The 24,943-nt window shown below is 56.5% G+C and carries 22 protein-coding genes; 13 read left to right on the top strand and 9 right to left on the bottom strand.

Going from position 1 to position 24,943, the window contains the following annotated elements; genetic code table 11:
• Positions 1 to 52: 52 nt before the first annotated feature.
• Positions 53 to 997, bottom strand: a complete 945-nt coding sequence (locus STH12_RS17755; protein WP_126168788.1) for a hypothetical protein — start codon at positions 995 to 997, stop codon at positions 53 to 55.
• Positions 998 to 1,393: 396 nt separating this feature from the next.
• Here STH12_RS17755 and STH12_RS21745 point away from each other — a divergent pair, with 396 nt between their 5' ends.
• The 3 genes from STH12_RS21745 to STH12_RS17770 all read left to right on the top strand — a co-directional run bounded on the left by STH12_RS21745 (position 1,394) and on the right by STH12_RS17770 (position 6,924).
• Positions 1,394 to 1,942 carry a prepilin-type N-terminal cleavage/methylation domain-containing protein gene (locus STH12_RS21745; RefSeq protein WP_126168789.1) on the top strand — a complete coding sequence of 183 codons (549 nt, stop codon included), beginning with the start codon at positions 1,394 to 1,396 and terminating at the stop codon, positions 1,940 to 1,942.
• An 85-nt stretch (positions 1,943 to 2,027) separates the two neighbouring features.
• A complete protein-coding gene (locus STH12_RS17765; RefSeq protein ID WP_126168790.1) occupies positions 2,028 to 4,028 on the top strand; it encodes a TonB-dependent receptor plug domain-containing protein in 2,001 nt (666 codons plus the stop codon).
• Positions 4,029 to 4,185: 157 nt separating this feature from the next.
• On the top strand, positions 4,186 to 6,924 hold the full coding sequence (locus tag STH12_RS17770) for a M16 family metallopeptidase (RefSeq protein ID WP_126168791.1): 2,739 nt from the start codon (positions 4,186 to 4,188) through the stop codon (positions 6,922 to 6,924).
• 65 nt (positions 6,925 to 6,989) lie between these two features.
• Here the strand turns inward: STH12_RS17770 and STH12_RS17775 are convergent, their stop codons facing one another.
• Positions 6,990 to 8,390 (bottom strand): S8 family peptidase, encoded by a 1,401-nt coding sequence (locus STH12_RS17775; protein ID WP_164551249.1) that lies wholly within the window; start codon positions 8,388 to 8,390, stop codon positions 6,990 to 6,992.
• Between the two features lie 268 nt (positions 8,391 to 8,658).
• Between STH12_RS17775 and STH12_RS17780 the strand changes: the two genes are divergently transcribed.
• The 3 genes from STH12_RS17780 to STH12_RS17790 all read left to right on the top strand — a co-directional run bounded on the left by STH12_RS17780 (position 8,659) and on the right by STH12_RS17790 (position 10,852).
• Complete coding sequence (locus STH12_RS17780) at positions 8,659 to 9,054, top strand: GFA family protein (RefSeq protein ID WP_126168793.1); 396 nt, start codon at positions 8,659 to 8,661, stop codon at positions 9,052 to 9,054.
• Between the two features lie 154 nt (positions 9,055 to 9,208).
• Positions 9,209 to 10,114 (top strand): DUF2167 domain-containing protein, encoded by a 906-nt coding sequence (locus tag STH12_RS17785; protein ID WP_126168794.1) that lies wholly within the window; start codon positions 9,209 to 9,211, stop codon positions 10,112 to 10,114.
• Between the two features lie 99 nt (positions 10,115 to 10,213).
• Positions 10,214 to 10,852 carry a CPBP family intramembrane glutamic endopeptidase gene (locus STH12_RS17790; RefSeq protein WP_126168795.1) on the top strand — a complete coding sequence of 213 codons (639 nt, stop codon included), beginning with the start codon at positions 10,214 to 10,216 and terminating at the stop codon, positions 10,850 to 10,852.
• On the opposite strand, the gene STH12_RS17795 is transcribed toward STH12_RS17790, so the two are convergent.
• Positions 10,853 to 11,452 (bottom strand): pentapeptide repeat-containing protein, encoded by a 600-nt coding sequence (locus STH12_RS17795; RefSeq protein ID WP_126168796.1) that lies wholly within the window; start codon positions 11,450 to 11,452, stop codon positions 10,853 to 10,855.
• A gap of 211 nt (positions 11,453 to 11,663) precedes the next feature.
• On the opposite strand from STH12_RS17795, the gene STH12_RS17800 reads away from it, so the two are divergent.
• From STH12_RS17800 to STH12_RS17810, 3 genes are all read left to right on the top strand, one after another.
• Entirely contained in the window at positions 11,664 to 12,395 is a 732-nt protein-coding gene (locus tag STH12_RS17800; protein ID WP_218567759.1) for an LEM-3-like GIY-YIG domain-containing protein, read from the top strand.
• A 173-nt stretch (positions 12,396 to 12,568) separates the two neighbouring features.
• Positions 12,569 to 14,467, top strand: a complete 1,899-nt coding sequence (locus tag STH12_RS17805; protein WP_126168798.1) for a hypothetical protein — start codon at positions 12,569 to 12,571, stop codon at positions 14,465 to 14,467.
• 72 nt (positions 14,468 to 14,539) lie between these two features.
• The gene (locus STH12_RS17810) at positions 14,540 to 15,064 is read left to right on the top strand and encodes a GNAT family N-acetyltransferase (protein WP_126168799.1); all 525 of its coding nucleotides are present in this window, start codon (positions 14,540 to 14,542) and stop codon (positions 15,062 to 15,064) included.
• 6 nt (positions 15,065 to 15,070) lie between these two features.
• On the opposite strand, the gene STH12_RS17815 is transcribed toward STH12_RS17810, so the two are convergent.
• Positions 15,071 to 15,469, bottom strand: coding sequence for a GFA family protein (locus STH12_RS17815; RefSeq protein ID WP_126168800.1), 399 nt, complete (start codon positions 15,467 to 15,469; stop codon positions 15,071 to 15,073).
• 167 nt (positions 15,470 to 15,636) lie between these two features.
• On the opposite strand from STH12_RS17815, the gene STH12_RS17820 reads away from it, so the two are divergent.
• Together STH12_RS17820 and STH12_RS17825 are read left to right on the top strand one after the other, a co-directional pair.
• Positions 15,637 to 16,503: an AraC family transcriptional regulator gene (locus STH12_RS17820; RefSeq protein ID WP_126168801.1), complete on the top strand. Its 867-nt coding sequence runs from the start codon at positions 15,637 to 15,639 to the stop codon at positions 16,501 to 16,503.
• Between the two features lie 92 nt (positions 16,504 to 16,595).
• On the top strand, positions 16,596 to 16,943 hold the full coding sequence (locus tag STH12_RS17825) for a hypothetical protein (RefSeq protein ID WP_126168802.1): 348 nt from the start codon (positions 16,596 to 16,598) through the stop codon (positions 16,941 to 16,943).
• Here the strand turns inward: STH12_RS17825 and STH12_RS17830 are convergent, their stop codons facing one another.
• Positions 16,944 to 18,281, bottom strand: a complete 1,338-nt coding sequence (locus STH12_RS17830) for a coproporphyrinogen III oxidase family protein (protein WP_126168803.1) — start codon at positions 18,279 to 18,281, stop codon at positions 16,944 to 16,946.
• Between the two features lie 353 nt (positions 18,282 to 18,634).
• Here STH12_RS17830 and STH12_RS17835 point away from each other — a divergent pair, with 353 nt between their 5' ends.
• Both STH12_RS17835 and STH12_RS17840 read left to right on the top strand, forming a co-directional pair.
• A complete protein-coding gene (locus STH12_RS17835; protein WP_237158661.1) occupies positions 18,635 to 19,084 on the top strand; it encodes a MarR family winged helix-turn-helix transcriptional regulator in 450 nt (149 codons plus the stop codon).
• Between the two features lie 269 nt (positions 19,085 to 19,353).
• Positions 19,354 to 19,776, top strand: coding sequence for an organic hydroperoxide resistance protein (locus STH12_RS17840; protein ID WP_126168804.1), 423 nt, complete (start codon positions 19,354 to 19,356; stop codon positions 19,774 to 19,776).
• A gap of 442 nt (positions 19,777 to 20,218) precedes the next feature.
• Here STH12_RS17840 and STH12_RS17845 read toward each other — a convergent pair whose 3' ends face one another.
• From STH12_RS17845 to STH12_RS17860, 4 genes are all read right to left on the bottom strand, one after another.
• On the bottom strand, positions 20,219 to 21,145 hold the full coding sequence (locus tag STH12_RS17845; RefSeq protein WP_418856629.1) for a formate dehydrogenase subunit gamma: 927 nt from the start codon (positions 21,143 to 21,145) through the stop codon (positions 20,219 to 20,221).
• An 87-nt stretch (positions 21,146 to 21,232) separates the two neighbouring features.
• On the bottom strand, positions 21,233 to 21,802 hold the full coding sequence (gene fdh3B / locus STH12_RS17850; protein WP_126168806.1) for a formate dehydrogenase FDH3 subunit beta: 570 nt from the start codon (positions 21,800 to 21,802) through the stop codon (positions 21,233 to 21,235).
• A gap of 27 nt (positions 21,803 to 21,829) precedes the next feature.
• Positions 21,830 to 24,703 (bottom strand): formate dehydrogenase subunit alpha, encoded by a 2,874-nt coding sequence (locus STH12_RS17855; protein ID WP_126168807.1) that lies wholly within the window; start codon positions 24,701 to 24,703, stop codon positions 21,830 to 21,832.
• 12 nt (positions 24,704 to 24,715) lie between these two features.
• The gene (locus STH12_RS17860; RefSeq protein ID WP_126168808.1) at positions 24,716 to 24,910 is read right to left on the bottom strand and encodes a formate dehydrogenase; all 195 of its coding nucleotides are present in this window, start codon (positions 24,908 to 24,910) and stop codon (positions 24,716 to 24,718) included.
• Positions 24,911 to 24,943 lie beyond the last annotated feature (33 nt).

Genomic DNA, 24,943 nt, shown 5'->3' on the forward strand with positions numbered 1-24,943 from the left:
AACGGGCGCTTGCCAATAGACCGCAGCAAGCGCGTTATCGTACGTTTCAGGGTTATGGGTATGGCTCGAGGAAGTAGCTGCCCCAGCCAATCATATTGCCCTTGCCGTTGTACCAGTTGTCGCTGCCCTGAGCCCAGGCGGTGTCTTCACCGATAAAGAAGCCATCCACAGGCACGGCCACCAGGGTGATCTGACGATTCACCACGTCGTTGCTGTTCTTGCACAGCAGCACCAGACCTTCGAAGCTGTCGGCGTTGTAGCCGCTGCCATTGCTCAGTGCCATATCCACAATTTCCAGCGCCTTGGCTTCATCCCAGCTGATGCCGCCGCCTGAATTCACCGGTGGGTTGTCATCAATCAGCTTCCACAGCGCGGCCTGAATTTCTTTCCAGCTGTATTCGGGATAAAGGCTCCAGTCCTGATTGAGGATCCAAGAGGCGTAGCCGAGGTTTTCTTCACGGTCGACAATACCAAGGTCCTGATCGTTGAGTGAACGCAGCTCACAGTTGGTGTAGGTGGTGCCGGGCGAGATGCTGCGGCCAAAATCGATACACCAGGCATCCAGCGGTCCCATGCCGTTGATATAAGCGTTGAAATAAGAGTCGCCACCGGGGAACTGCACCATGTAAGACACGGTGCCGCCGATGGGATAGGCCGATTGCTTGCTCTCGGCGTGGTAGGCCACGTATTGGTCAACCGCATCCACGTCCACCATGTAGGTGTCGCTTAAGCTGCAACCCAGATCGTGATAATAGGGGAACTGCCCCGGTGCGGCGCTTGTGGGCGCTTCATTGCCCACATACAGATGTGATGCACCCAGGCACCAACCCACTTCCGTCACCTGCGCCGTCACCACCAGCTGGTTCCCGATAAAGAAGGTTTCCACCTCGCCTATGGGTTGGTTCTTACCGGCAAACAGGGTGCGGGTGGAGGCATCCGCCAGCCCTGCGGCGCTCAGCAGCACAAGCATCAGTATGGCATTCACTATGGTTCTCATAACTGTCTCCATATTTCTCGTTATTGGATGTAAGCCCTTACAGGCCTGGAAGACTGATATGGCAAAGAGAATGCCAAAAATTATCCTGTTGTTTTAAAAGATTTTAGTGATTTATACCAAAGCAAGTTGTGAGCACTTATGTCAACTAAAGGTTGCAAATAAGTTGGCTAAAGCCTGACTTTTCGTGGGGTTTAAGGTGTGTATCATTTTTGATACTGCAGTAAACAGTTTTGATACCGACTTGAACCATTTCAGGCGCGAGACCGCCACAGTCGCGGTGCAGAATTAACCCTTTGCAAGCCTGTACGGTAATTATTCAGATTTGTGCGGCCCGCCATGGCAGCCGTTCAGGCACTTGGGTAAACTCGCGCCAATCACGCCCAACGGAGGATGAGGATGTCCCTTCGCCAATCGCAAACCGGCTTCACCCTGATTGAACTCGTCGTTGTCATCATAGTGCTGGGGATCCTGGCCGTCGTCGTCCTGCCACGCTTTATCAATCTGGCACCAGAGGCCAAATCCGCCGCGCTGGAAGCCCAGTACGCAGCCTTTGAAGATGCAGTGCGCCTGTACCACAGCGGCTATCTGACCGGCGGTCACAGCGGCGCTATCGACAACCTTGCCACCTTTGGTGATGGCACTGTTGACTCCACCACCAACGGCTGGCCCTACGCCACCGAAGGCACAGCCACCCACCTGTTCAACGCCTGCGAGCAGCTCTGGCACGGCCTGACCAGTACCGACCTCAGCATTGCCTATGTGGTGGATGCCGACCTGCCCACCACCGACGCCGACATTGCTTACACCTATGCCAGCAGCCCGCACACCTGTATTTACCGCGCCAGCTACTTTATTCAGCGCAACGAGCCAACCTTGATCATGGAGTATCAGGTCGACAGTGGTCAGGTAACCGTGCGCCGCGCCCATTGGCAACCTCAGCCCTGATCCTGCCACGATAAAAAGGGACTTTTTCGCAGCTTCGCCACAGGCGACTACACTCTAAAAAACCAAGGCAATCCGGAGAGCAAGCATGAAGCTTCGCTTGGGTCTGTCCCTGTCTTTAGTATGTCTGCCGCTGCTGGCGGATGAGCAACAAGACATGGACAAGCTTTTGTCCATGTCATTGAGTGAACTTGGAAACCTGCGAGTTACCAGCGCCACCCTCACCGAAGAAACCCTGCTCAGTGTGCCCTCGGCCATGAGCCTGTATCGCCGTGAAGACATTCAGGCGCTGGGGGTGATTTATCTGCATCAACTGGCGGCGCTGGTGCCCGGCTTTCAAACCCAGCGCATGGATGACAGTGGCCTCAACGCCACGCTCTCGGCCCGCGGCCGCCACCTTGGCGCCTCATCGCGGGAAGTGCTGGTTCTGATTGATGGCCAGCGCATCAACGACGACTGGACCGGCGGCAGCAACTTTCAGGATCGGCTGATCAATATCGAAAACGCCGAGCGCATCGAGTTTATCCGCGGCCCCGGCAGTGCCATCTACGGCAGTAATGCCCTGATGGGGGTGATAAACATAGTCACAGGCGGCGCCAGGACGCTGAAACTCGGCGGCGGCAGTCAGGGGGTAGCCAGGGCCAGCGGTCAATGGCAGTTTGGCGACCAGACCCGCAACCTTGCGCTATTCGGCGCCCTCGAGCAAAGAGACGGCCACAACTACCTCCTCAGCGAGCCCTCACCCGATCCCGCCACCCCGGATTTCGTCAATGCCCGCGACCCGGCTGAGCTTGGCGACCTTTATCTCAAGGCCAGCTTCGATGAGTTTCGCTTCAGCGGCCGTTACCAGCGCCGCCGCAGCCATGATTTTTACGTGGTCGGCTATGTTGCCGGTGACACAGGCAAAGCCAATTCCGACAGCTGGCACACCAGCCTTGGCTGGCAACACAGCTGGGCCAACGCCATAAGCCTCAGCGGCCAGCTGTCTTACAGCCACAAGAACATCGAACTTTATGCCCCCACCCAGCTGGCACCCGAGCCCATCTTTCGGCCGCTGCAAAGCATCTTTGGCCGGGTGGAAGAGCAGGAGTGGGCGACCCAATGGACACTGCAGGGCCCCTGGAAACAGGCACGCTGGCTATTGGGCTGGGAGTGGCGTAATCCCACCCTCACAGATACCAGCGGCGCCATAGTGCCCCACAATGGCGAGGCACCCACGCTGTTCGACCTGTCGGCTGCCGACGGCCGCACCGTGCAGGGGCTATTCGGCCAGCTGCAATATCCGTTGCTGGACACACTGCAACTCACCCTGGGTCTCAGATACGACAACTACAGCGATTTTGGCGGCCACACCAGCCCCAGAGTCGCGCTGGTGCAGCAGCTTGGCGACCAGCACAGCCTGAAGCTGATGTACTCAGAGGCGTTTCGCGCTCCCAGCCGGGTGGAAACCGGCTCCCGTGCCAGCGACGTGCTGACCGCCAATCCGGATCTCAGACCCGAAGTGGCCAAAACACTGGAACTGCTGTGGGCGCATCAATGGGCCGCGGGACTGTTCAGCATCAGCCTGTACGACACTGAGCTGAAAGATGCAGTGCTCGACAGCTTTGTCGCCCAGCCTGAGCCGGTACGCACCTGGGTGAATGGCTCCCAGCACATCAGCGGCGCCGAGCTTGAATGGCAATATCAATGGCTACCGCATTGGCAAAGCCGACTGGCGCTGAGCCACATCTTTCATCCGGGGCTGGAGCTCAATACCGAAGCCAGCAGCCTGGCGTCGATGAGCCTGAACTACGCCGACGGCCCCTGGTCGGCCGCGCTGTACGCCACTTGGGTCAGCGCCAAAAAAGATGCCAACGAACAGGACTACCCTCAGGATGTGAGCACGGTGGAGTACACCCGCCTTGGCAGTCGCGCCACCCTGGGCATGCACCTGGCGTGGCAGTGGCGGCCGCAGCTCAGGGTCACCCTGCACGGCGATAATCTGCTCGATGCCGAGTACCTTGATGTGGCGATTCGCCCCAACAATGCCGTGGGCGTGCCCGGCCCCGGGCGCAGCTGGATGCTGGGGTTGGAGTGGACTCCCAGATAACCGCAGGTGTCATCGTCAACTGTACTTCACGGTAAGGCGGCTATTGGCACCGCTGATAACATTGAAAAAAATTCCGGGTGCTGGCAGTAACGGTTGATCGTTGTTAAGTTGGGATGTTTTACCAAGATTGACCAACAACAACGAAAAGGAAGTCTCCATGACCATCATCCACAAACGGCGCCTCACTGGCATCGCCACGGCGCTGGTACTTGCCCTTGGCACTCTGGGGCCCATTCAGGCATACGCCGACATTCAAAAAGTCACCGAAGTAGAAGGCATCAGCGAATATCGCCTCGATAACGGCCTCAAGGTGCTGCTGTTCCCCGATCCAACCAAGGAAACCGTGACCGTTAACGTGACCTATCACGTCGGCTCCAAGCACGAAAACTACGGCGAAACCGGTATGGCGCACCTGCTGGAGCACCTGGTGTTCAAGGGCAGCCCCAAGCACAAAGATATTCCGGCCGAATTGAGCAGCCACGGCGCCCGCCCCAACGGCACCACCTGGACCGACCGTACCAACTACTTTGAAACCTTCGCCGCCACCGAAGAAAACATCGACTGGGCGTTGTCTATGGAATCAGACCGCATGGTGAACTCCTTCATCGCCAAGAAGGATCTCGACAGCGAAATGACCGTGGTGCGCAACGAATTTGAAATGGGCGAAAACAGCCCGTTTCGCATCACGCTTCAGCGCATGCTGGCCTCGGCGTTCGAGTGGCACAACTACGGTAAAACCACCATTGGCGCCCGCTCAGATCTGGAAAATGTCTCCATCGAGCGGCTGCAGGACTTCTACCGCAAGTATTACCAGCCGGACAACGCCACCCTGATCGTGGCAGGTAAGTTCGAGCCCAAAACCATGCTGGCCAAGATTGAAAACACCTTCGGCGCCATTCCCAAGCCAAAGCGCACCATAGAGCCGCTGTATACCGTTGAACCGGCCCAGGATGGTGAACGTCAGGTCACAGTGCGCCGCGTGGGTGATGTACAGCTGCTGGGCGCCACTTACCACGCTCCGCCGGGTGCCCATCAAGACTTCGCCGCCATCGATGTACTGAGCGAAGTTCTGTCGGCCACCCCCAACGGCCGTCTGCACAAGGCGCTGGTGGAAAACAAGCTGGCCACCTCGGTGTTTGGCATGAACTTCCAGTGGCAGGATCCGGGCGTCGCCATCTTCCTTGCGGAGCTGGATAAGAGCGCCGACATCGACAAGGCCCAGGCGGTAATGCTGCAAACCCTGGAAGCGGTGAAAACCACCCCCATCACCGACAAAGAAGTGGAACTAGCCAAGCGCACCCTGCTGAAAAACCTGACCCTGGCGTTCAACTCTTCCGAGCGCATCGCGCTGGAGCTGTCTGAGTGGCTGGGCATGGGCGACTGGCGTCTGCTGTTCCTCAATCGCGACCGCCTGGAGCAGGTAACCGCCGCCGATGTGCAGCGCGCCGCGGAATACTACTTCACCCAGAACAACCGCACCCTTGGCCGCTTTATCCCCACAGATAAACCTGAGCGGGTGGAAATCCCTCTGGTAGCCGATGCCAGCGCGCTGGTGAAGGACTACAAAGGTCGTGAGCAAGTAGCGCAGGGCGAAGCCTTCGACCCGTCACAGGCCAATATCGATGCCCGCACCGAAACCCTGACGCTGGACTCAGGCACCGAAGTGGCGCTGCTGGCCAAAAAGACCCGCGGTGAAGCCGTAGTGGTGCGCCTCACGGGTCAGTTTGGTGATTTGCGCAGCCTGTCAGGCAAAAACGCCGTCGCCGATGCAGTGGGCGACATGCTGATGCGCGGCTCAGGCAAGTACAGCCGCGAGCAAATCAAAGAAGAGCTGGATAAACTGCAGGCCAGCGTCAGTGTGGGCACCAACAACGGCAAACTGTTTGTGTCGCTGGAAACCACCAAAGCCAATCTGCAACCGGTACTGGCCATCATCACAGATGTGCTGCGTAACCCAAGCTTCCCCGAGAAGGAGTTTGACCTCTACAAGGACGAAGTGAAGGTTGCCATCGAGCAGAATCTGCAGGATCCCCAGTCGCTGGCCTTCAATGCCCTTAATCGCCATCAGGCGCCTTATGGCAAAGATGATCCGCGCTACACCGGCAGCTTCGAAGAGCAACTGGCCGAACTGGACAAGCTGACCCTGAAGCAGGTGAAGCGTTATCACGCCGACTTCTTCAACAGCAAGCAGATGCAGGTTGCGGTGATTGGTGACTTCGACAAGGACGCCACCCTGGCATCACTCAAGAGCCTCACCGATGGCTGGAAGAGCAAGCAAGCCTATCAGCGTATTCCATCGCCCTACGTGAAGCTGGATAACAAGCCTGTGGTGTTCAACACCCCCGACAAGGAAAATGCCACCTTCGTTGCCTCCATGAGCGTGCCTGTGGGCGATATGAGCGCCGATGCGCCCGCCATGGTGCTGGGTAACTACATCCTCGGCGGTGGTTTCCTGAGTTCGCGTCTGGCCACCCGTCTGCGTCAGCAGGATGGTTTGAGCTACGGTGCCGGTTCCTTCTTCTCCATGAGCAGCGAAGACGAGCGCGCCGCCCTGGCCGCCTACGCCATCTGCGCGCCACAAAACCTCGCCAAAGTGGAAATGGGCTTTAAAGAAGAAATCGCCCGCCTGCTGAAAGACGGCTTTACCGCAGAAGAAGTGGAAGCGGCCAAGTCCGGTCTGCTGCAGGGTCGCAAGGTCAGCCGCTCCCAGGACAAGGAGCTGGTACGCACCCTGGCTGGCAACCTCAAGCTGGATCGCACCATGAGCTTCGACAATGCCTTCGAAGACAAGCTGGCCGCCCTCACCGCCGAAGACCTGAACAAGGCCTTCCGCAAGTATGTGAAGGTGGATGACTTCGCGCTGATCCGCGCAGGCGATCAAAGCAAAGTGGAATAATCCGCCGCTTAACCAAAACAAAACCGGCCGCAATCGCGGCCGGTTTTTTTATGGGCGGAGCAATATCAGTTGGCGGGGGCGTAAGCCTTGCCGTGACCGTAGACATCATCTCGACCGGGCTTGCCCAGATCCTGAGCCAGACGGCGCATTTCCGCTTCCAGTTTTGGTGGGTCCATGCGGCCACCGTTGGCGCTCACAATCAGTGCCGCCACACCGGCGGCGTGTGGCGAGGCCATGGAAGTACCCACTGACCAGTACCAGCCGTTGTTACCGGTGGAGAACACAAAGTCAAACACGTAGCAGGAACGGGTCAGACCGGCCACGGTGCAGGGTGAAGTACCGCCTGGGATAAACAGGCTGCTGTAGTCGCCGCCTGGTGCGCCAAAGTGAATTTCTGACTGGCCGAAGTTAGAGTAAATGGCCAGGTTATCCAGATTGGCACCCGGGTTGGCACCCCACAGCTGCGGGCCAAGGGCCGAAACGGCATTCACCGCCGGCAGGCTGGATGGCAGGTGCATCAGGCTGTCGGTTTTGTCCAGATCGGTCGCTTCGTTACCGGCAGACGCAAACAGGGTCACGCCATGCTGACGGGCATAGGTCGCGGCCTTGGAATAAGCGCCAATAAACTGGGCAATACCGTCTTTGCCGCCCACGTCATAACGAATGTCGTCAGAGGTATCGTAGGGGGTGTCGTTCACATCGAACAGGCCATTGCGGCGCACCGCCAGCCCCAGGCTCATGTTGATTACGTCCACATCATTGTCGGCGGCATAAACCATAGCCTGCATGGTGCCATAGGAGCTGCCGCGGCCAGTGTCGGCCGACAGCACCTTGAGGATCACCAGTTCCGCTTCAGGGGCAATACCGATAGAGCCAATACCGTTATCGGCGGCGGCAATAGTACCTGCGGTGTGGGAGCCATGGTTGGAGGTGGTGGTACCGGCGTAATCCCAGGCTTCACCGTCGATAAAGGAGCGGCTCAGCGCGGCATTGATGTTGGGAGCCAGATCCGGATGGTCGCCATCGGCACCGCTGTCCAGCACCGCCACACGGACGCCCTGACCACGGTAACCGGCGTTCCAGGCATCCACGGCGCCTACCGCCACGTGACCCCATTGCAGGTCGAAGAAGCGATCGTTATCGCCGCTGGCAGGTGGATTGCCGTAGTCGGCATCCATGCTCACGGTCAGCTCCTGGGCATTGACCATGGCGTCGGCCACTTCTGGCACAAAGGCCGTGGCATCAGGCACCAGCGCCAGGCCAGTTGCAGAGGCTGCATCAACCGAGCCAAAGGCCACCTGACACACACCAATTTGCGGAATACAGCTCTTGAGCACACCACCTTTGGCGGCGACCTCAGCGGCCACTTTTTGCTGATCAAACTTGCCGTTTACATCAAGAATGAAATCCATCCCATAGGCCTGGCCGGCACAGAGTACGGCCATGGCGAGCAGTGTCTTTTTCATGTTGCGTCCTTGAATTATGGTTATTGTCACGACAGTGGACATCACCGGGCACAACAGTCCAGGGAAGCGCATCCCTAAGACACCGGACCTACTGCAGCTGCCTTAGCATTACCCGAATGACCCACACAATACAACTCCGCTCAGTGTGTCGGAATAAGACCCCCTACCAATGGCTGAGGCTAAACCATCGTTTATACTGAAAAAATTCCCCGGGGTTGCCCAAAGCCTGTTCCCGCCGTAACTTATTGCTGTTCAGGGGGGACGCAAAATGATTAAACAGGTCGGCAATACCGTCATCAAAGACAAGCACATCGCCAGCTGCCACTGCGGCGCTGTGGTGCTGGAACTTTCACTGCCCGACGGCATAGTGTCGCCCCGTCACTGCAACTGCTCCATGTGTCGTCGTCGCGGCGCCGTGGTGGCCAGCGTACCTCTGTCGGGACTCAAAATCCTCAAAGGCCAGGACGCCCTGCGCCAATACCAGTTCAACACCCATACCGCCAGACACTTCTTTTGCGGCCACTGCGGTATTTACACCCACCACCAGCGCCGCTCCAATCCTGCCGAATTTGGCTACAACGTCGGTTGCCTCGAGGGCGTGGATCCCTTCCTGCTGGGGCCGGTTGCGGTGGCCGATGGCGTGCATCACCCGTCTGACAGATAACCCCAGTGTCCACGCCAATCAAAAGTTGCAAAAATTGCATGCGTTAACATAAAAACTCCAGTAGCATCTTTTTCAGACAGTTACTGTCGTTACGCCTGAAATCCGACAATCCGCGTGGGGACGCGAGATTGTCTTTTTCTTCAAGGATGAACCTATGAAAAAGACCAAGATCTACGGCCTTTCGGCCGCCCTTTTGTGTGTTTCCGTTTTACCCGCCGCCTTCGCCGAAGGCACAGACACCACCGAACTGACCGAAGAGCAGCAGTACCAGGCCTGGGCCGAGGCTTTCTTAAGCGAAATCAGCCCGCAAAAAGGCACCATCACCCTGCCCGGCGGCATCGCCACCCTGGAAGTGCCTGAAAACTTCTACTACCTGAGCCCCGAAGACAGTGCCCGGGTATTGGTGGAGGCCTGGGGCAACCCGGAAGATGAACTCAACCTAGGGATGTTGTTCCCGGCCAATTACAGCCCGCTGGACATGGCCGCCTGGGGTGTGACCATCGACTACGAAGCCGAAGGCTATGTGTCCGATGAAGACGCCGCCGATATCGACTACGGCGACCTGCTCAAAGAGATGCAGGGCGATACCCGCGATATCTCCAAAGAACGGGTAAAGATGGGCTACGAGCCAATCGAGCTGGTCGGCTGGGCCACGCCGCCATCCTACGATCCGGCCAATCACAAGCTGTACTGGGCCAAGGAAATCAAGTTTGGCGATGCCGACGAGAATACCCTTAACTACAACGTGCGGGTGCTGGGCCGTCAGGGCGTGTTGGTGATGAACTTTGTGGCCAATATGTCGCAGCTGGGCGAAATCGAAGCCTCGCGGGACGAAGTACTGGCGCTGGCCAACTTCAACGACGGCAACAAGTACAGCGACTTCAATCCAGAGCTCGATAAAGTCGCCGCCTACGGCATCGGCGGCCTGATAGCCGGTAAGGCGCTGGCCAAGACAGGCTTCCTCGCCGCCGCGCTGATCCTGCTGAAAAAGTTCTGGTTTATCATCCTCCTGCCCTTTATTTGGCTGAAAAACCTGATCTTCAGAAAGAAAGACGTATAACCTCTGAGAAGCCCCGCACCGCGGGGCTTTTTATTGCAACACACCGCAGCGATGACGGCCATGTGCTAATTTTTTACAGGTACCCCTGTGAGAATTGCCATGACCAGACCCTTGCTGCGCTGGGCAGAATTTGTGTGCGTGTTTGTGCTGCTGCCCATTACCGCTTTTGTGTTCCGAGAGCCGCTGAAAGCTTGGCTGCTGCCTATTTTGTGCCTGCTGGCGCTGGGTTGTCTGTTGCTGATCCTCGCTGACAATCGCTTTAAACGCTTTCGGCTCACCAACTATGGTGCCATTCGGCCCCAGGCCAGAGTGGCGGCAGGTACTTTTGCTGCCGGCGCCATGGCATCGCTGCTGATTTTTGCCCTCTGGCTGCCGGACAAACTGTTCAGCCTGCCACTGAGCGAACCCCTTGGCTGGCTACTGCTGATAGCCATCTACCCGCTGTTTTCGGTGATCCCTCAGGAGCTGATATTCCGCACTTACCTGTTTCACCGCTTCAAAACCATCATGCCTGCCAAGCGGGTACGGGTGTTGGTAAGCGCTGCGGTATTCGCCCTCGCCCACATTATCTACGCCAACTGGATTGCGGTGGCGCTGGCCTTTGTCGGTGGTCTGCTGTTTGCCCAAACCTATGCCAGCTCGCGATCCACCGCCGCCTGTGTGCTGGAGCACAGCCTCTGGGGTCTGTGGTTGTTCACCCTCGGCGCAGGTCAGTACCTGACGTTGCAGGCGTCCTGATCAGTCCACCAGCTCGATACCGAGCGACTCAAGCAGACTCAGGGCCTCGAAACGCGAAAACTTGGCGCCCCTGAGAGTGTTCTCGAGCACATTGATACTAACGCCTTCCGAGCCGCTGAAGTCGGCACGGCTTAAATTGGTCTGCACGAACAGGCTACCGGTGAAATCATTTTGGGTGAAACTGGCGGCGCTGAAATTGCCGTGGCGAAAATCCACCTCCTGCACCCGACATTCTTCAATGGCCAGCTGCTGCATTGTCAGACCGTAAAATGACGAGTCGTTCATGATGCACTGCTGGAATGTCAGCTCAAAATCCTTATGAAAATCAGGCCAGTCGGCTCGGGTCCAGTCAACACCAATGAGTTTGCTTTCAACAAAGGTCACCGCAAACAGGCGGCTGGCGGCAAATACCGCCAGACTGAGGTTACAGCGCTCAAAGCGGCATTGATTGAAGCGGCAGTTTTGGAAAGAGGCAGCCGAGAAGTCGCAATCTGCAAACAGGCAATCTTCGAATTCGATGTCCCGAAAGCTGCCGTGTGCCATATCGCACTGCTCAAAGGTGGCATCGAAATACCGCTCACCGTCGCTGAAATCCGTCATATTCGCTCCACCGTTTTGGTCAATGGCGCATCTTTAGCAAATGCGGCAACATCCGTCACCCTCTGATTGACGCAAGCCCCCTCACTTCGGACAATTTGCCGCCAAACCGCATAGCGCAGTGCTGATTCTGTGATGCAGCAAGCTTACCCGCAGCCCCCAAGACAGTATGGTTGCGGCCCTGACTCCCCACGACCAAACATCAGGAAACCCAGTGCAACAGCCAGACATAGATTCGTTCCCACCCGAAGTGATCCACAAGCTGAATTACTACGTGTACCGACTTATCGACCCACGGAACGGTGAAACCTTTTACATCGGCAAGGGCAAAGGTAACCGGGTGTTTGCCCATGCCAGCGGCAATATTGAGGACGATGCCTTATCTGAAAAGGGCTCAAGGATCAGAGAGATAAAACTGGCGGGTTTTGAGGTTGCCCATGTGATCCACAGACATGGGATGGATGAGAAAACCGCCTTTGAAGTGGAGGCGGCGCTGATCGACGCGTACCCCGGCATTACCAATGTGATGGATGGTCACGGCAACGGTGATTTCGGCGCCATGCATTCGCGGGAAATCATTCAGCGCTACTCGGCGCAAACTGCCGAATTTGATCACAAGGCACTGCTTATCAGCATCAATCGCAGCGCGCTGAACTCGTCGGTGTATGAGGCAACCCGTTTCGCCTGGCGACTGAGTCTTAAAAAGGCGCAGCAAGCGGAGCTGATCCTGGCCACGGTGCAGGGGATGATTGTAGGCGTGTATGTGGCCGACCACTGGCTCAGCGCCAGCGGCGAGCACTTTCCCGGCCGGGAAACGATTGAAGGCCGCTACGGCTTTGTCGGCCACGAAGCACCAGCAGAATTCCAGTCACGTTATTTGGGCAAACGGATTCCCGACAGTTTCCGAAAACGCGGCGCCTCCAATCCCATCAAATACACCTGGTAACGGGCAGGCACAGCAGCAGGCGCGGCGGCGCGCCCATCCACAGCCAAGTGTGCCAGCTGATATTGGTATTCGGCGAAGTAAAACAGGCAGCAACCTTCATATCTCCCCTTGAATCAGAGATATCAGTATGAAAGTATGAGTTTTATATGAACTAATCTGCGGCAGGGATTGCCATGAAGAAAAAAGCTATCATCATTAGCATAGTGATTGCGCTGGGTATTATTGGCGCCATTAACATACTGTCATCAACATCCTCCGCATCAAAAATACCCGTACCAACAACCGCTTCAGGCGACAAGCCGGACTCAGTGGATAGCAGGGATTCGCCGCAAACCACCCCGTCTGTTGAGCTGAAAACCTTTATCGACAGTCCGCTGGAAGCAAGCATCAGCGCCTCGGATTGTCAGCAGCTGAACAACCTCAAATCCAAGGCAGAAAAAACACAGGAACAACAGCAAGCACATAAGCTGTGGCAGCTACATCAGCAAGGAACGCCACTGCAAGAGCTGGCCAATGTGCTGGCCGAGGAGGATTTTGACCGGGGTCAGGACTTCTATCGTACCGTCAAATTGCAGGAGGCAATTGTGGCAGCAGAGCCTTTCCTGTCGCAAAGCCAGGCTGGCCAGGCATTGGTACAAACCGCAAAGAATGTCTTCCAAAGTCCTGAGAACAGCGATGTTAACCAAAGCACCCTGGCAATGTGGCGAGGACTCAGTGATTTTTGGTCAGCATGGTTTCCAAACTATGGTCATTTCAGCCCACACAGGGACTCGCTCGAAGCCGCGGTTACTCAGCTTCGCACCATGGATGTGCCGACCCAACTGCTTGAAAACATCTATTTGAGCCCAGTGGAAACCTACTATGGTGCAGCCTTGTCTACCGCTGATTTGGCCACCGCCGCGGTTTTACTCGACACCTATCCGGGCTTACTGCAATCCTCATCTGTGTATGAAAATCAGATAATTGATACCACCCTGATGTACTTAAACCCCAACTTCAACCCTGAGCTGGTTGATGCGGATGATTTCGGAAACCTGTGGGATAGATTGCCGCAAACTCAGCCACTGATAGTCCAACATAGCAAACAGTTTCGCCGGACGGCAGCGGCCATCAAAACCCTGACCGATAAGGGTTTCAGCGTGAATACCACCGACATAGCTGACTATGATGCCGGCGTTCGAACCGAACTGAAGCAACAGCTTGCCGATATCGACAATCCTCTGGATGAAGACACCAGAGCACGCATAGCCCAATGTGCCCGCCAGCAAGCCTGGTTTAAGGATCGAAGCTTCTCACCGGAGAAATTACAGCAATACCGCAGCTCTCCCTTCATCGAAAAAATAAAAAACTCGCCAGAAATGCACCATTGCAACAAGACATTGAGCGCCGAAGCCAGGAAGGAGCCAAAAGACACTGTAGCCCTACTGAAGCCCATGATGGAGGCAATGCAAAACACCACCGATTTCCATCAGTTTCCAATCAGGGAGCTGCTGGCGAATGCCACCTCAGAAGAAGACAAGTCAACCATATTGCTGCACAGCAACAGTTGGCTGGCTGATGATGCCAATGTGCCAGCCGACGAAGTGTCCCAGTGGTTAAAGAAACAGGGCGGCCAACCTATGCCCGCAACCTTGCTTAACATGGTGGGTTTTCTTAACTCTGATGTCTGGCTCTTCTGGGCCAGGGACGTGGCCTGGACCGACTCCGAAGCCAAATTCATTGCCGAGCAGGCTGCCCTCAAGGCCGTGCCGCGTATCTTTGACAGCATTACAACGAACCACCCCAATCTGGAGTGGCACGAAAATGAACTGGATCCGCTCTACTTCGCCATAGGCGCTTTCTCAAAAGAGCCCATGACCGTTTTCGGCGTTGAATACAATGCGCAAAGCGTAATGAGCCTCCTCGAACAAACCCCGACCAAGCTGCAAGAGCACCACCTGCGGGCGCTGTTTAGGCTTCGGCAAAATAGCCCCAACGCCTATGACAAGCTGATTGGCCTCTACCCCAGATTTACCCTGCGACAGGATCCTGAGTATTTTGCGGTATCCTGCACCAAGCCAGCAAAGCTTTGAAAGTAAATGGGTTACGATAGAACGGATACGGATCAGCATTTTTCGCCGCTGCGAATAAAAGGGCAAATAACGATGGCAACATTAACTGCGCCAACAGCCAGCGACTACCTCGAGTTAGCCAGCTGGATAGCCGATGCCGAGCAGGCACGCCGCTGGGCCGGGCCCAATCTGCCCTATCCCTTTACTGCCGATGCGCTTGAGGCCTTGCTGGAACTGCCGGGCATTAACGTCAGCAGCTTCTGTCTGGTGGATGCACGGAGCATGTGCGGCTTTGGCCAGTTTTGGCGGCAGCCCACGCCAGCGGCACTAGCTTCAACGGCAGCAGCAACAACCGCAGCGACAGTATCTGCTGCGATTGAAAACAGCGTGCACCTGGGCAGGATTATCATCTCGCCGCACCAACGTGGCCGCGGCCTTGGCCGGGCGTTAATGGAACAGCTGATTGCCAAAGCCATCGAGGTCACAGCCGCCAGCGCCATAACTTTACGGGTGTATCGCAGCAACCTCGCCGCCGCCACGCTCTACAGTCAGCTTGGCTTCGTGGCTGTGGATGCACTGTCGAATGAAGAACTGCTGTTTATGGTACTGCGCCGATAAACCGGGTTACTCGTCCGGTCCGGCATCCAGATAGCACGGCAAGCCGTCGGCCAAGTGCAGCCACGGCCGCTGACTCTGGCACCAAATGTGGTATTCGAGGGGCACTCTGTCGGGCTCATCCAGGGAGCCAAGCGTAATGTCTACCCGCTGCGGCTGATGCTGGGCACGAAACGCAATTTGGGTGCCGCACTCGGGGCAAAACTCCCGCTGATAGTCGCCGCTGGATTTAAACGCCCTCACCTTGCCTGAGGTGTAACGCAGCCCGCCGAAGGGCAGCGTTAACCACGCCAGCACAGGCGCACCACTTGAGCGCTGGCACTGGCGACAATGGCAGAAACCCGCATCAATGGGCTCACTATCCAGCGCATAACGAACGTAACCACAAAGGCATCCACCGGTCAGCATAGCTGCGTCTCCCTCAACAGAAACTGTTGCCGCCATTGTTGTCACTCCTCACCTGGGTTGTCCACCAGGACAACTGTTGCCTCGCCCAGAGCCGTTAACTGCGCAAGAAAAGGTGAGACGCCAGCGTTGCGGCACTTTAAAGTGAATAGCAGTGACGGGAGGGACAAGTGAACTGGACAGCACGCATTACGGCAGCAATTCATTACATTGAAGCCAATCTTGGCGAAGACATTCCATTGCAAACCATAGCGGCAGCGGCCTGCGCCTCGCCTTTTCATTTTCAGCGCGTTTTTTATGCCTTGGTGGGCGCCTCCCCAACCGAGTACGCCAGACGCCGACGAATGACCCTGGCCGGAACCATGCTGCGGACCAGCAACAAAACCGTGATTGAGATTGCAGCCGAGCTGGGTTATCACTCACCCAACGCCTTTACCCGAGCCTTCAGGCAGTTCCACGGGTGCACCCCGAGCGACAGCCGACGCCCCGACGTAACACTTCGCAGCGTCCCTCAAGCACGCATTTCATCCAAGGAGCAAGACGTCATGGAATACAGGATCATCAATAAACCGGCATTTGTGCTGGCCGGAAAAAGTCAGCAATTTACCCTGGAGAGCTTCTTTCAGCAGGGCCCGGCATTTTGGAAAGACTATGTGGCGACAGATGCCTATCAGGCGCTGTGGCAATTGAACGCAGGAAAGGCAGGCCCGGTTTCCGGCGCAACTATGATGTCGGCCTATTTCCCAACAAACAGTGACAACAGGGAAGATTTTATCGACGTGCTGGGGGTGGAATGCCTTGGAGATGCAGCCGCGTTTGAGCAATTTACCGTGCCCGCTGCAACCTACGCTGAGTTTAATTGCAGTTATAAAGAATCAAAGAAACTTAACCGGCAGATATATGGCGAGTGGTTTGATGCCACCGGCTATGAAAGGGATGAAGATTGCCCCGATATAGTCGCCTACTTTCCGCTGCCATTTAGGCCAATGGGTGAGATGCAGGTTCGTTGGTGGATCCCACTGAAACAGCGCTGCTGATGCTCCCCGGCAAAGCCGCATCGACTGGCTGGTATGGATGTGATTTACGACTCAGGAGCCTGACTGAGTATCTCAAGTAGAAAGGGAAACCCATGGCTGCGGTGATGATTTACGGCTTTTCCGGTCACTATAGCGGAGAGTCTGAGTATCAATGGCATGCCCCAGCCATCGGCAATACTCACAAATGTATGCTGTTCCTGCGCCAAACCGAAGAAATTGACGATGCCGAAGCTGCCATCAGCGAAGCCCTAAAATACGGCTTCACGGAGCTAACCAATATCAGCTGTGGCAGGTTGCAAATTGAAGCGCTGAACACAGACAAATACCGTGGCTTCGTCGGGTTTTATGAAGAAGCGCTCAAAGACGGCAGCGCGCTGCTGTTCTATCCCAATCAGGCCAGCGCTGACTCAGCCGCAACCACAAATACAAGCAAACCTTAACTACATATCACACGACTTCAATGGTTTACGCAGCTGGGCGCGCACGTTGTCCATGCCGGAGTAAAACTCCTTCATCATCAGCAGCCCCATCAGGTTGCCGTTGTCGGTGATAATAAGCTCCTCTGGATTGGCCGGGTCGTTTTTCAGCGCGCCAATCAGCTTCATGGCGGTCATTTCTTTAAAGAGCGCAGTATCGAGGTTCACCCCGAAGGTGTCGCGGAAGTACTTGCGCGACAGGCGGCCGGAAAATAAGCCCAGCAGGAAGCGGTACTGCATGATGGCCTTGGTGTCGTAGCGCTTTTGCTGCTCGACGCTCATCTTGCCCGCCTCGATGCGTTCCTGATATTTGCGCAGCGAGAAGGTGTTCACATACAGGGTATCGCCAAGGAAGCTGAACGAGCCCGAACCCACGCCAAGATACTCATCATAATCAATCACGTACTCATCAAAGCCCTCGTCATTGGCTTTGCCGAAGGCCCAGCTCGACAGCTGGTTGTACTGGCCGCGCAAGCTGGTGAGGATTTGGCTGTACTGACGGGCCAGATCCGCCTGGGGCGCCGCCAGGGTGCCCTTCACGCTCTTGCGGGTCTGGTGGGTGATCATCAGCGGGTAAGTGGTGATTTGCCTTGGGTCGAGGCGGCGCGCCATGTCGAGGTCGCGCTGAATAATCTCTTCGGTCTGGCCACGGAAGCCAAAAATCAGATCCACATTGATAATCGGAAACAGTTCCTTGGCCGCCTGAATACGGTCGAAGGTTTGCAGCCCCGAGCCAAACTTCTCGAAGCGATCGGTCATCTTTAAGATGCCATCATCAAAGCTCTGCACCCCGATGGACATGCGGTCCACCAAGCCCTTGAGCTGACGAAACTCGGGGCTTGCCAGGTGGCGCGGGTCAGACTCGCAGGACACTTCCTTAATGGATGGGAACAGCAGCCGCGCATGCTCAATGGTGCGGGCCAGCTCGTCCTCCAGCACAGTAGTGGTACCGCCACCGATATACATGGACTCAAAATCGTAGCCAAGTTCTTTGGCCATGGTCATCTCTTTGCGCAGCGAGATGAAATAGGCGCGCGCCTTATCCTCTTTAAAGGTAAAGCGATGAAAAGTGCAGTAAGAACAAAGGGTATGGCAAAAAGGCACATGGGCGTACAGCATGTACTTTTTGCCGGGCACAGGCGCGGGCATGGTATCGACGGACAGGGTATCGAGCCGCAGATTGCGGTCGACATAGAAGTTCATCACCCGCTCAGCAGTGCTCAGCAGCCAGTCAGGCAAACTGATATCGACACGGGCCTCGGCGGCCTTGGAGATGGCTAGGGTGCTGCTGTTGCTGGTCATAGGGCTTCCTGTCAAAGATCATTCGAAATGGATCTTTTTGATAATCAAAAAGAAGATTCCGAAACTGCGTCCCTAAGACTACCCCCTTTGATATAGGCAAAACGTGAGCTGTTACGGATTTGCCCAAGCTACCAGAGTCCACCAACGGTTTTTGTTAAGCAGCGCATATTTTAGCCATGCCGAATACACAGTTTGTTTATTCCACGATTACAACCGAGAAACATAAGCTCGTCCCGTAAGACGGCCGCGTAAAATGAGGCACAGGCAAGATGCCAAATCTCCATTCCAGGCCGGGTCCTGCCGTGGCTTTTGCCCGTCCCGGTTGCATTTGCTATAGTGCCGCCAGACAAGTCATGAAGATAAAAGCCATGCCCAGCCATCAACGCCTGCTTCTGGACAACCAGCTCTGTTTTGCCCTCTACTCAACCTCGCTGGCCATGACCTCGCTTTACAAACCCCTGCTGGAGCCACTGGGCCTGACATACACCCAGTATCTCATTATGCTTATCCTCTGGGAGCAGGATGGAATGGGCCTCAAGGACATAGCCGAGCGTCTCGGACAACAATCGGGCGCCCTGACCCCCGTCATCAAGCGCCTGGAGAGCCAGGGTCTGGTACACAGACGCCGCAGTGATGAGGATGAGCGCTCTCTGGTGATCTCCCTGACCGAAGCGGGTAAGACCATGGAGCAACAGGCCCTTGAGGTGAACCAATGCATCATCAGCCATTGCGGTATGGAAATCCCTGAACTGCAAGCGCTCAAGCAGCTACTGAACGACCTGCGCCACAAACTCGGCAGCTAACCCTGCAATTTCCGGCCGCCTCACCAAGCTGCGGCAATGTCACTATGCTCAATTCCTGTCGGCCGCCCGCAATGTGATCCCGCTCACATTGCGGGCGTTCTTTCACTTTGTGTATTGATTTTAACTTGCACACATTTAGTTATCGCGATAACTTTATCACCAAGACGCCGGAACGGCTTTTTATTTCAGGATATAGTTATCGCAATAACTAACTCCGAAAAATGCAGCTAAACGAACGCAACCAGACACCCATTTAAAGAGGAATACTTATGAACGCACTGTACAATACCAGCGCCACTTCTATCGGTGGACGCGAAGGAAAATCTGCATCCGACGATGGTCGCCTGAGTGTCAGCCTCAGCACACCTAAGGCCCTGGGCGGCAATGACGGTCCGGGCACCAATCCAGAGCAGCTATTTGCCGCCGGTTATTCCGCCTGTTTTATCGGCGCACTCAAATTTGTCGCCGGTCAGGACAAGCTGCGTCTGCCAAACGAACCCGAGGTCACAGCAAAAGTTGGCATTGGTGCCAACCCCAAGGGCGTGGGCTTTGCCATCACGGTGGAGCTTGGCGTCAAGCTCGCGGGTCTGGAGCCAGCTCTGGCTAAAGCCTTGATTGAAAAGGCGCACCAGGTATGCCCCTACTCCAACGCCACCCGCGGTAACGTGGATGTGATCCTGACTCTTATCTGATACGGGCACAACACTTCAACTGCAGCTTGGCTGAGTCAACTCTCACCCGCTCAAACTCACCATGTACAGATTGGAGCGGCAATCCCCCTTCCGAAGTTGCCGGAGGAAAATGTCTTCAATAGCAAGCTCCGTCAGGGACGACGGAGCAGGCACCGTTGAGCCATGGATGGTGAATCGGTGCCGGTTGCGTGCATTGAAGGCATTTTACGGAGGGCAACAACTTCGGTGGGGCGCCCTTTGGAGTGGAGGGGGCTTTGGGCGAGCAAAGCCCCTTGCCCGGGTGTAGGCGGGACGCCCACGACTTTCTGCAAAGCGAAGCCTTGCGTGTGTTTGAACGCCCATGCGTGGCAAAAACAACTGCCCCGTTGCTGCCAAGCAACAAAAAGCCCCGCTGTCGCGAGGCTTTTTCAGTTTCAAAGGTGAAGGACGACGTCCTTAGCTATTACTCTTTGTACTTCAACGAACCGTTAGCTTTGATTTCATCAAACCACAAATTGTGGTGCTGAGTAGCCCAGTTCTCATCACAGTAACCCGACACCATACACTCCATACCGCCCTCAGACATGACGGTGGCCATGAAGATATGCACCACGGAGAAGGCGCAGATGATGATGGCACTGATGCCGTGCAGAATAAGGGCAATCAGGCTCAGGGTACGGCTTGGCTCGAACAGGTTGGGGAACAGCAGCAACATACCGGATGCCGAGATCACCAGCCCGAACAGGGCGAAGGTCCAGAACCACATTTTTTCACCGGCATTGGCAAAGCCCGCGTCGGGGTGCTGGTTCTTGAAGGGGCCAAAGTTGATATAGCCGCCCATCACCATAAACCACTTCACGTCGTACATTTTCGGCAGCTGATTTTTGGCCCACATCAGGGTCATCAGCGCCCAGCCAATCATGAAGGGGATGGCCATGACGTCGTGCACCTGCTTGGCGGCATACACCATGCCGGCCCACACGCCTTCACCCACATAGGGCTGGAAGAAGAAGCGCCCCGCCAGCAGGATAAGCCCGGTGACAATCAGCAGCAGACAGGGAATGGCACCCAGCCAGTGAATGCTCACATCAAGCTTGGACCAGCGATACACCATCTTGCCGGAGAAACCATGGTGCAGCTTGGAGATGCCGTTGACCATGATAAACAGGGCAAACACCAGGATCATGCCGAACAGTGCCGCCATCAGCCCCGGTGCCAGCAACACACTGCGCAGCTCCAGCACCCGCAGATCGTAGGTGTTGATCGGCTGGTTGTGGAACTCACTGGTGGAAGTGGTGTAGCCGGTGGCACCGTCTTTAAGCTGAGCCCACATTTGTGGATCCGCTGCCGGTACGGTGTCGGCGGCATGACCAAGGCTTATGCCCATCATGAGCACCACAGCCGCGGCCAGGATTTTGAACCAATTGTTCATAGATAACCTCGCTCGGGGGCAGCTATGCCGCCCCCTTTGGCTGTGTTACTTCCAGGCACCGTTTTCGGCGCCACGATAGGCAACGCGCTCACGGTAGATGCTGGAAACGATTTCCGCGTCACCGGCCAGCAGCGCCTTGGTGGAGCAGAGCTCGGCACACATGGGCAGCTTGCCTTCGGCGATACGGTTGGCGCCATATTTCTCGCGCTCGGCCTCGGAGAAGTTCTCCTCTGGGCCACCGGCACAGAAGGTGCACTTGTCCATTTTGCCGCGACTGCCAAAGGCACCCTTTTTCGGGAACTGAGGCGCGCCAAACGGACAGGCATACAGGCAGTAGCCACAGCCGATACAGGTGTCCTTGTCGTGCAGCACTATGCCTTCTTCGGTCTTGTAGAAGCAGTTGGCCGGACACACCGCCATGCAGGGGGCGTCGGAGCAGTGCATGCACGCCACCGAGATGGACGCTTCACCGGGCTCACCGTCTTTGATGGTGACCACGCGGCGGCGCTGGATACCCCACTCGAGGGCGGAGTCGTTTTCGTTTTTACAGGCGGTGACGCAGCCGTTGCACTCGATGCAGCGCTTGGTGTCACACAAAAATTTCATTGTAGCCATAATGACTTATCTCCTCGATTACCGCGCTTAGGCCTTAGCTATCTGACACAGGGACACCTTGGTCTCCTGCATCTGGGTTACAGGGTCGTAACCGTAGGTCAGCGCGGTGTTGGCAGACTCACCCACCACGTAGGGCTTGGTGCTTATGCCACCGGATTCGGGGTATTGCAGGTCTTCGCCATGCATCACACCGGCAAAGTGGTAAGGCATAAAGGTCACGCCCGGGTTCACCCTTGGGGTCACCATGGCCTTGATGCGAATACGTCCACCCTCGGCGCCTTCCAGCCACACGGTATCGCCGTTGCGAATACCACGGTCGGCGGCATCGGCCGGGTTGATTTCAACAAACATCTCTTGTTGCAGCTCAGCCAGCCATGGGTTGGAGCGGGACTCTTCACCACCACCTTCGTATTCCACCAGACGACCTGAGGTCATGATCAGCGGATACTTCTTGTCGAGGTTGTCGGCTACTACCTTGTCCTGAATGGTCTTGAACAGGGTGGGCAGACGGTGCACCTGCATGTCATCGTGGGTTGGGTACTTGGCAATCAGATCGCGACGCGCGGTGTACAGTGGCTCACGGTGAGTCGGGATCTCATCCGGGAAGGTCCACACGCGGCAGCGGGCCTTGGCGTTACCGTAAGGCACCATGTTGTGGGCCAGGGCCACACGCACAATGCCGCCGCCAAGGTCGGTCGACCAGGTACGGCCTTCGGCGAGTTTCTTCTCGTCTTCGGTCAGTTCATCCCACCAGCCAAGCTGCTTGAGCATGTCGGCGGAAAACTCTGGGTAGCCGTCCTGAATGTCGGCATCCTTGGAGAAAGAGCCATCGGCCAGCAGGCTTTCGCCCTGATATTCCACCCCGAAGCGGGCACGGAAGTTACCACCACCCTGATTCACGTTCATGCCGGTGCGGTAGAGGATTTGGGTGCCTGGGTGCTTCTGCTCCGGCAGACCCCAACATGGCCATGGCAGACCATAGGTTTCGCCCTTGTTGACGCCACCGGCGGCTTCGAGGGTTTCGTTGGAGAAGTCGCCCCAGTTCATGGTGTGGGCCTTGATACGCTCTGGCGACCAACCTGTGTAACCGATAGAACGCATGCCGCGGGCATACTCGCGCATAACGCTTTCAGGCACTGGGCGGTTGTTCTTCACTTCGATATTTTTGGTCCAGACATCGGCAATGCCAACGTGTTTGGCCAGCAGGTACATGATTTCCATGTCGCGCTTGGAGTCGAACATAGGCTCAACCACTTGCTGACGCCACTGGGCGCTGCGACCTGAGTTGTTGACCGAGCCTTCACCTTCGAACACGGTGGCAGCAGGCAGCAGGTACACGCCATCGGTGCGGCGATGCAGTACACCGGCAATGGTTGGGTAAGGGTCAACCACGACCACGGTTTCCAGCTTGTCGAGCGCGTCACGCACTTCCATCTGACGGGTTTCGGTGTTCACCGACTGACCCCAGAAGAAGGCCAGACGCAGGTTGTCTTTCTGAGCCAGCTTGGCCTTGTCTTCCAGCACACCGTCGTGCCAGCGCGAGCAAGGAATACCCGGGGTGGTCATAGGGTCACGGCCGAGGTACTGCTTGGCATCGAAACGGGCTTTCACCTGATCGAACGGCAGATCCCATACGCGGGACCAGTGCTGCCAGGCACCTGTGGTCACGCCGTAGTAACCGGGCAGGTTGTCGAACAGCAGGCCCATGTCGGTGGCGCCCTGCACGTTGTCGTGGCCACGGAAAATGTTGGTACCGCCGCCCTGGATCCCCATGTTGCCGAGGATCAGCTGCAGAATGGAGTAAATACGGGTGTTGGCGTTACCCACTGTGTGCTGGGTACCACCCATACACCAAATTACGGTGCCGGGCTTGTGCTCGGCCATATGCTTGGCGGCCTTGTACACGGCTTCTTTGGAAACGCCGGTGACGTTTTCCACTTCATCCGGAGTCCAGCGCTTCACTTCTTCACGGATTTTCTCGATGCCGAACACGCGCTGGCGGATAAACTCTTTATCTTCCCAGCCGTTTTCGAAGATGTGCCACATCAGACCGTATACCAGCGGAATGTCGGTACCGGGGCGCAGTGGCAGGTGCACATGGGCGTGGGCCGCAGTGCGTGAGAAACGTGGGTCAGCCACGGTAATGGTGGCACCGCGCTCTTTGGCGGTAAGGATATGTTGCATCGCCACCGGGTGCGCCTCGGCAGGGTTGGCACCAATCAGGAAGATATTTTTGGCGTTGCGAATATCGTTGAATGAGTTGGTTTGCGCACCATAGCCCCAGGTGTTGGCCACACCGGCTACGGTGGTAGAGTGACAAATACGGGCCGAGTGGTCGACGTTGTTGGTACCCCACATGGCGGCCAGCTTGCGGTACATGTAGGCCGCTTCGTTGGAGAACTTGGCGCTGCCCATGAAGTACACTGAGTCTGAACCGGATTCTTCGCGGATTTTCAGCATCTTGTCGCCGATTTCGCTGACAGCTTGTTCCCAGCTCAGCTTCTTCCACTTACCGCCTTCAAGCTTCATTGGGTATTTCACCCGCTTGTCGGAATGGGTGTGGTAACGCAGCGCGGCACCCTTGGCACAGTGGCCACCGGCGTTGAAAGGGTGGTCGAAGGCGGGTTCATGGCCAGTCCAGACACCATTTTGTACTTCGGCATACAGACCACAGCCCACGGCACAGGCGCTACACACGGTACGCTTGATTTCGATAGGTGCATTGTGGGGTACAGAAACGGTTTTGGCTTCGGCGCGGCGGATCATGCCGGTACCCAGCATAGAGGCGGCGGCGATACCACCGGTAGCAATACCGGCCGTTTTCATAAATTGACGGCGGCTCATGCCCAGTGGCTTGGCCTCGGCCTTGGCGGCGACGTCAGATTTGCGGGTCAGTTTCATCACTGTCTCCTTTTACTCGCCGCGTAAGCTGGCGTAATAACGGCGGATATGATCAGTCTCGCGATAGCCCTGATCGGCTGTTTCAGCATGCTCAACGGGCTTGGCGACTGCTGTGCCCGTGGCTGCCACCGCCACACCGGCAACGCTGCCCACGGCCATGGCCTTGAGAAACGCCCTGCGCTCTGCGCTGGAAGGGGTTGCTTTCATACTTGCTCCTGAGTTGGTTAGCCCGGCTAACCG

Origin of the sequence: Shewanella khirikhana (genome assembly GCF_003957745.1) — a bacterium.
Classification (GTDB): Bacteria; Pseudomonadota; Gammaproteobacteria; order Enterobacterales; family Shewanellaceae; genus Shewanella; species Shewanella khirikhana.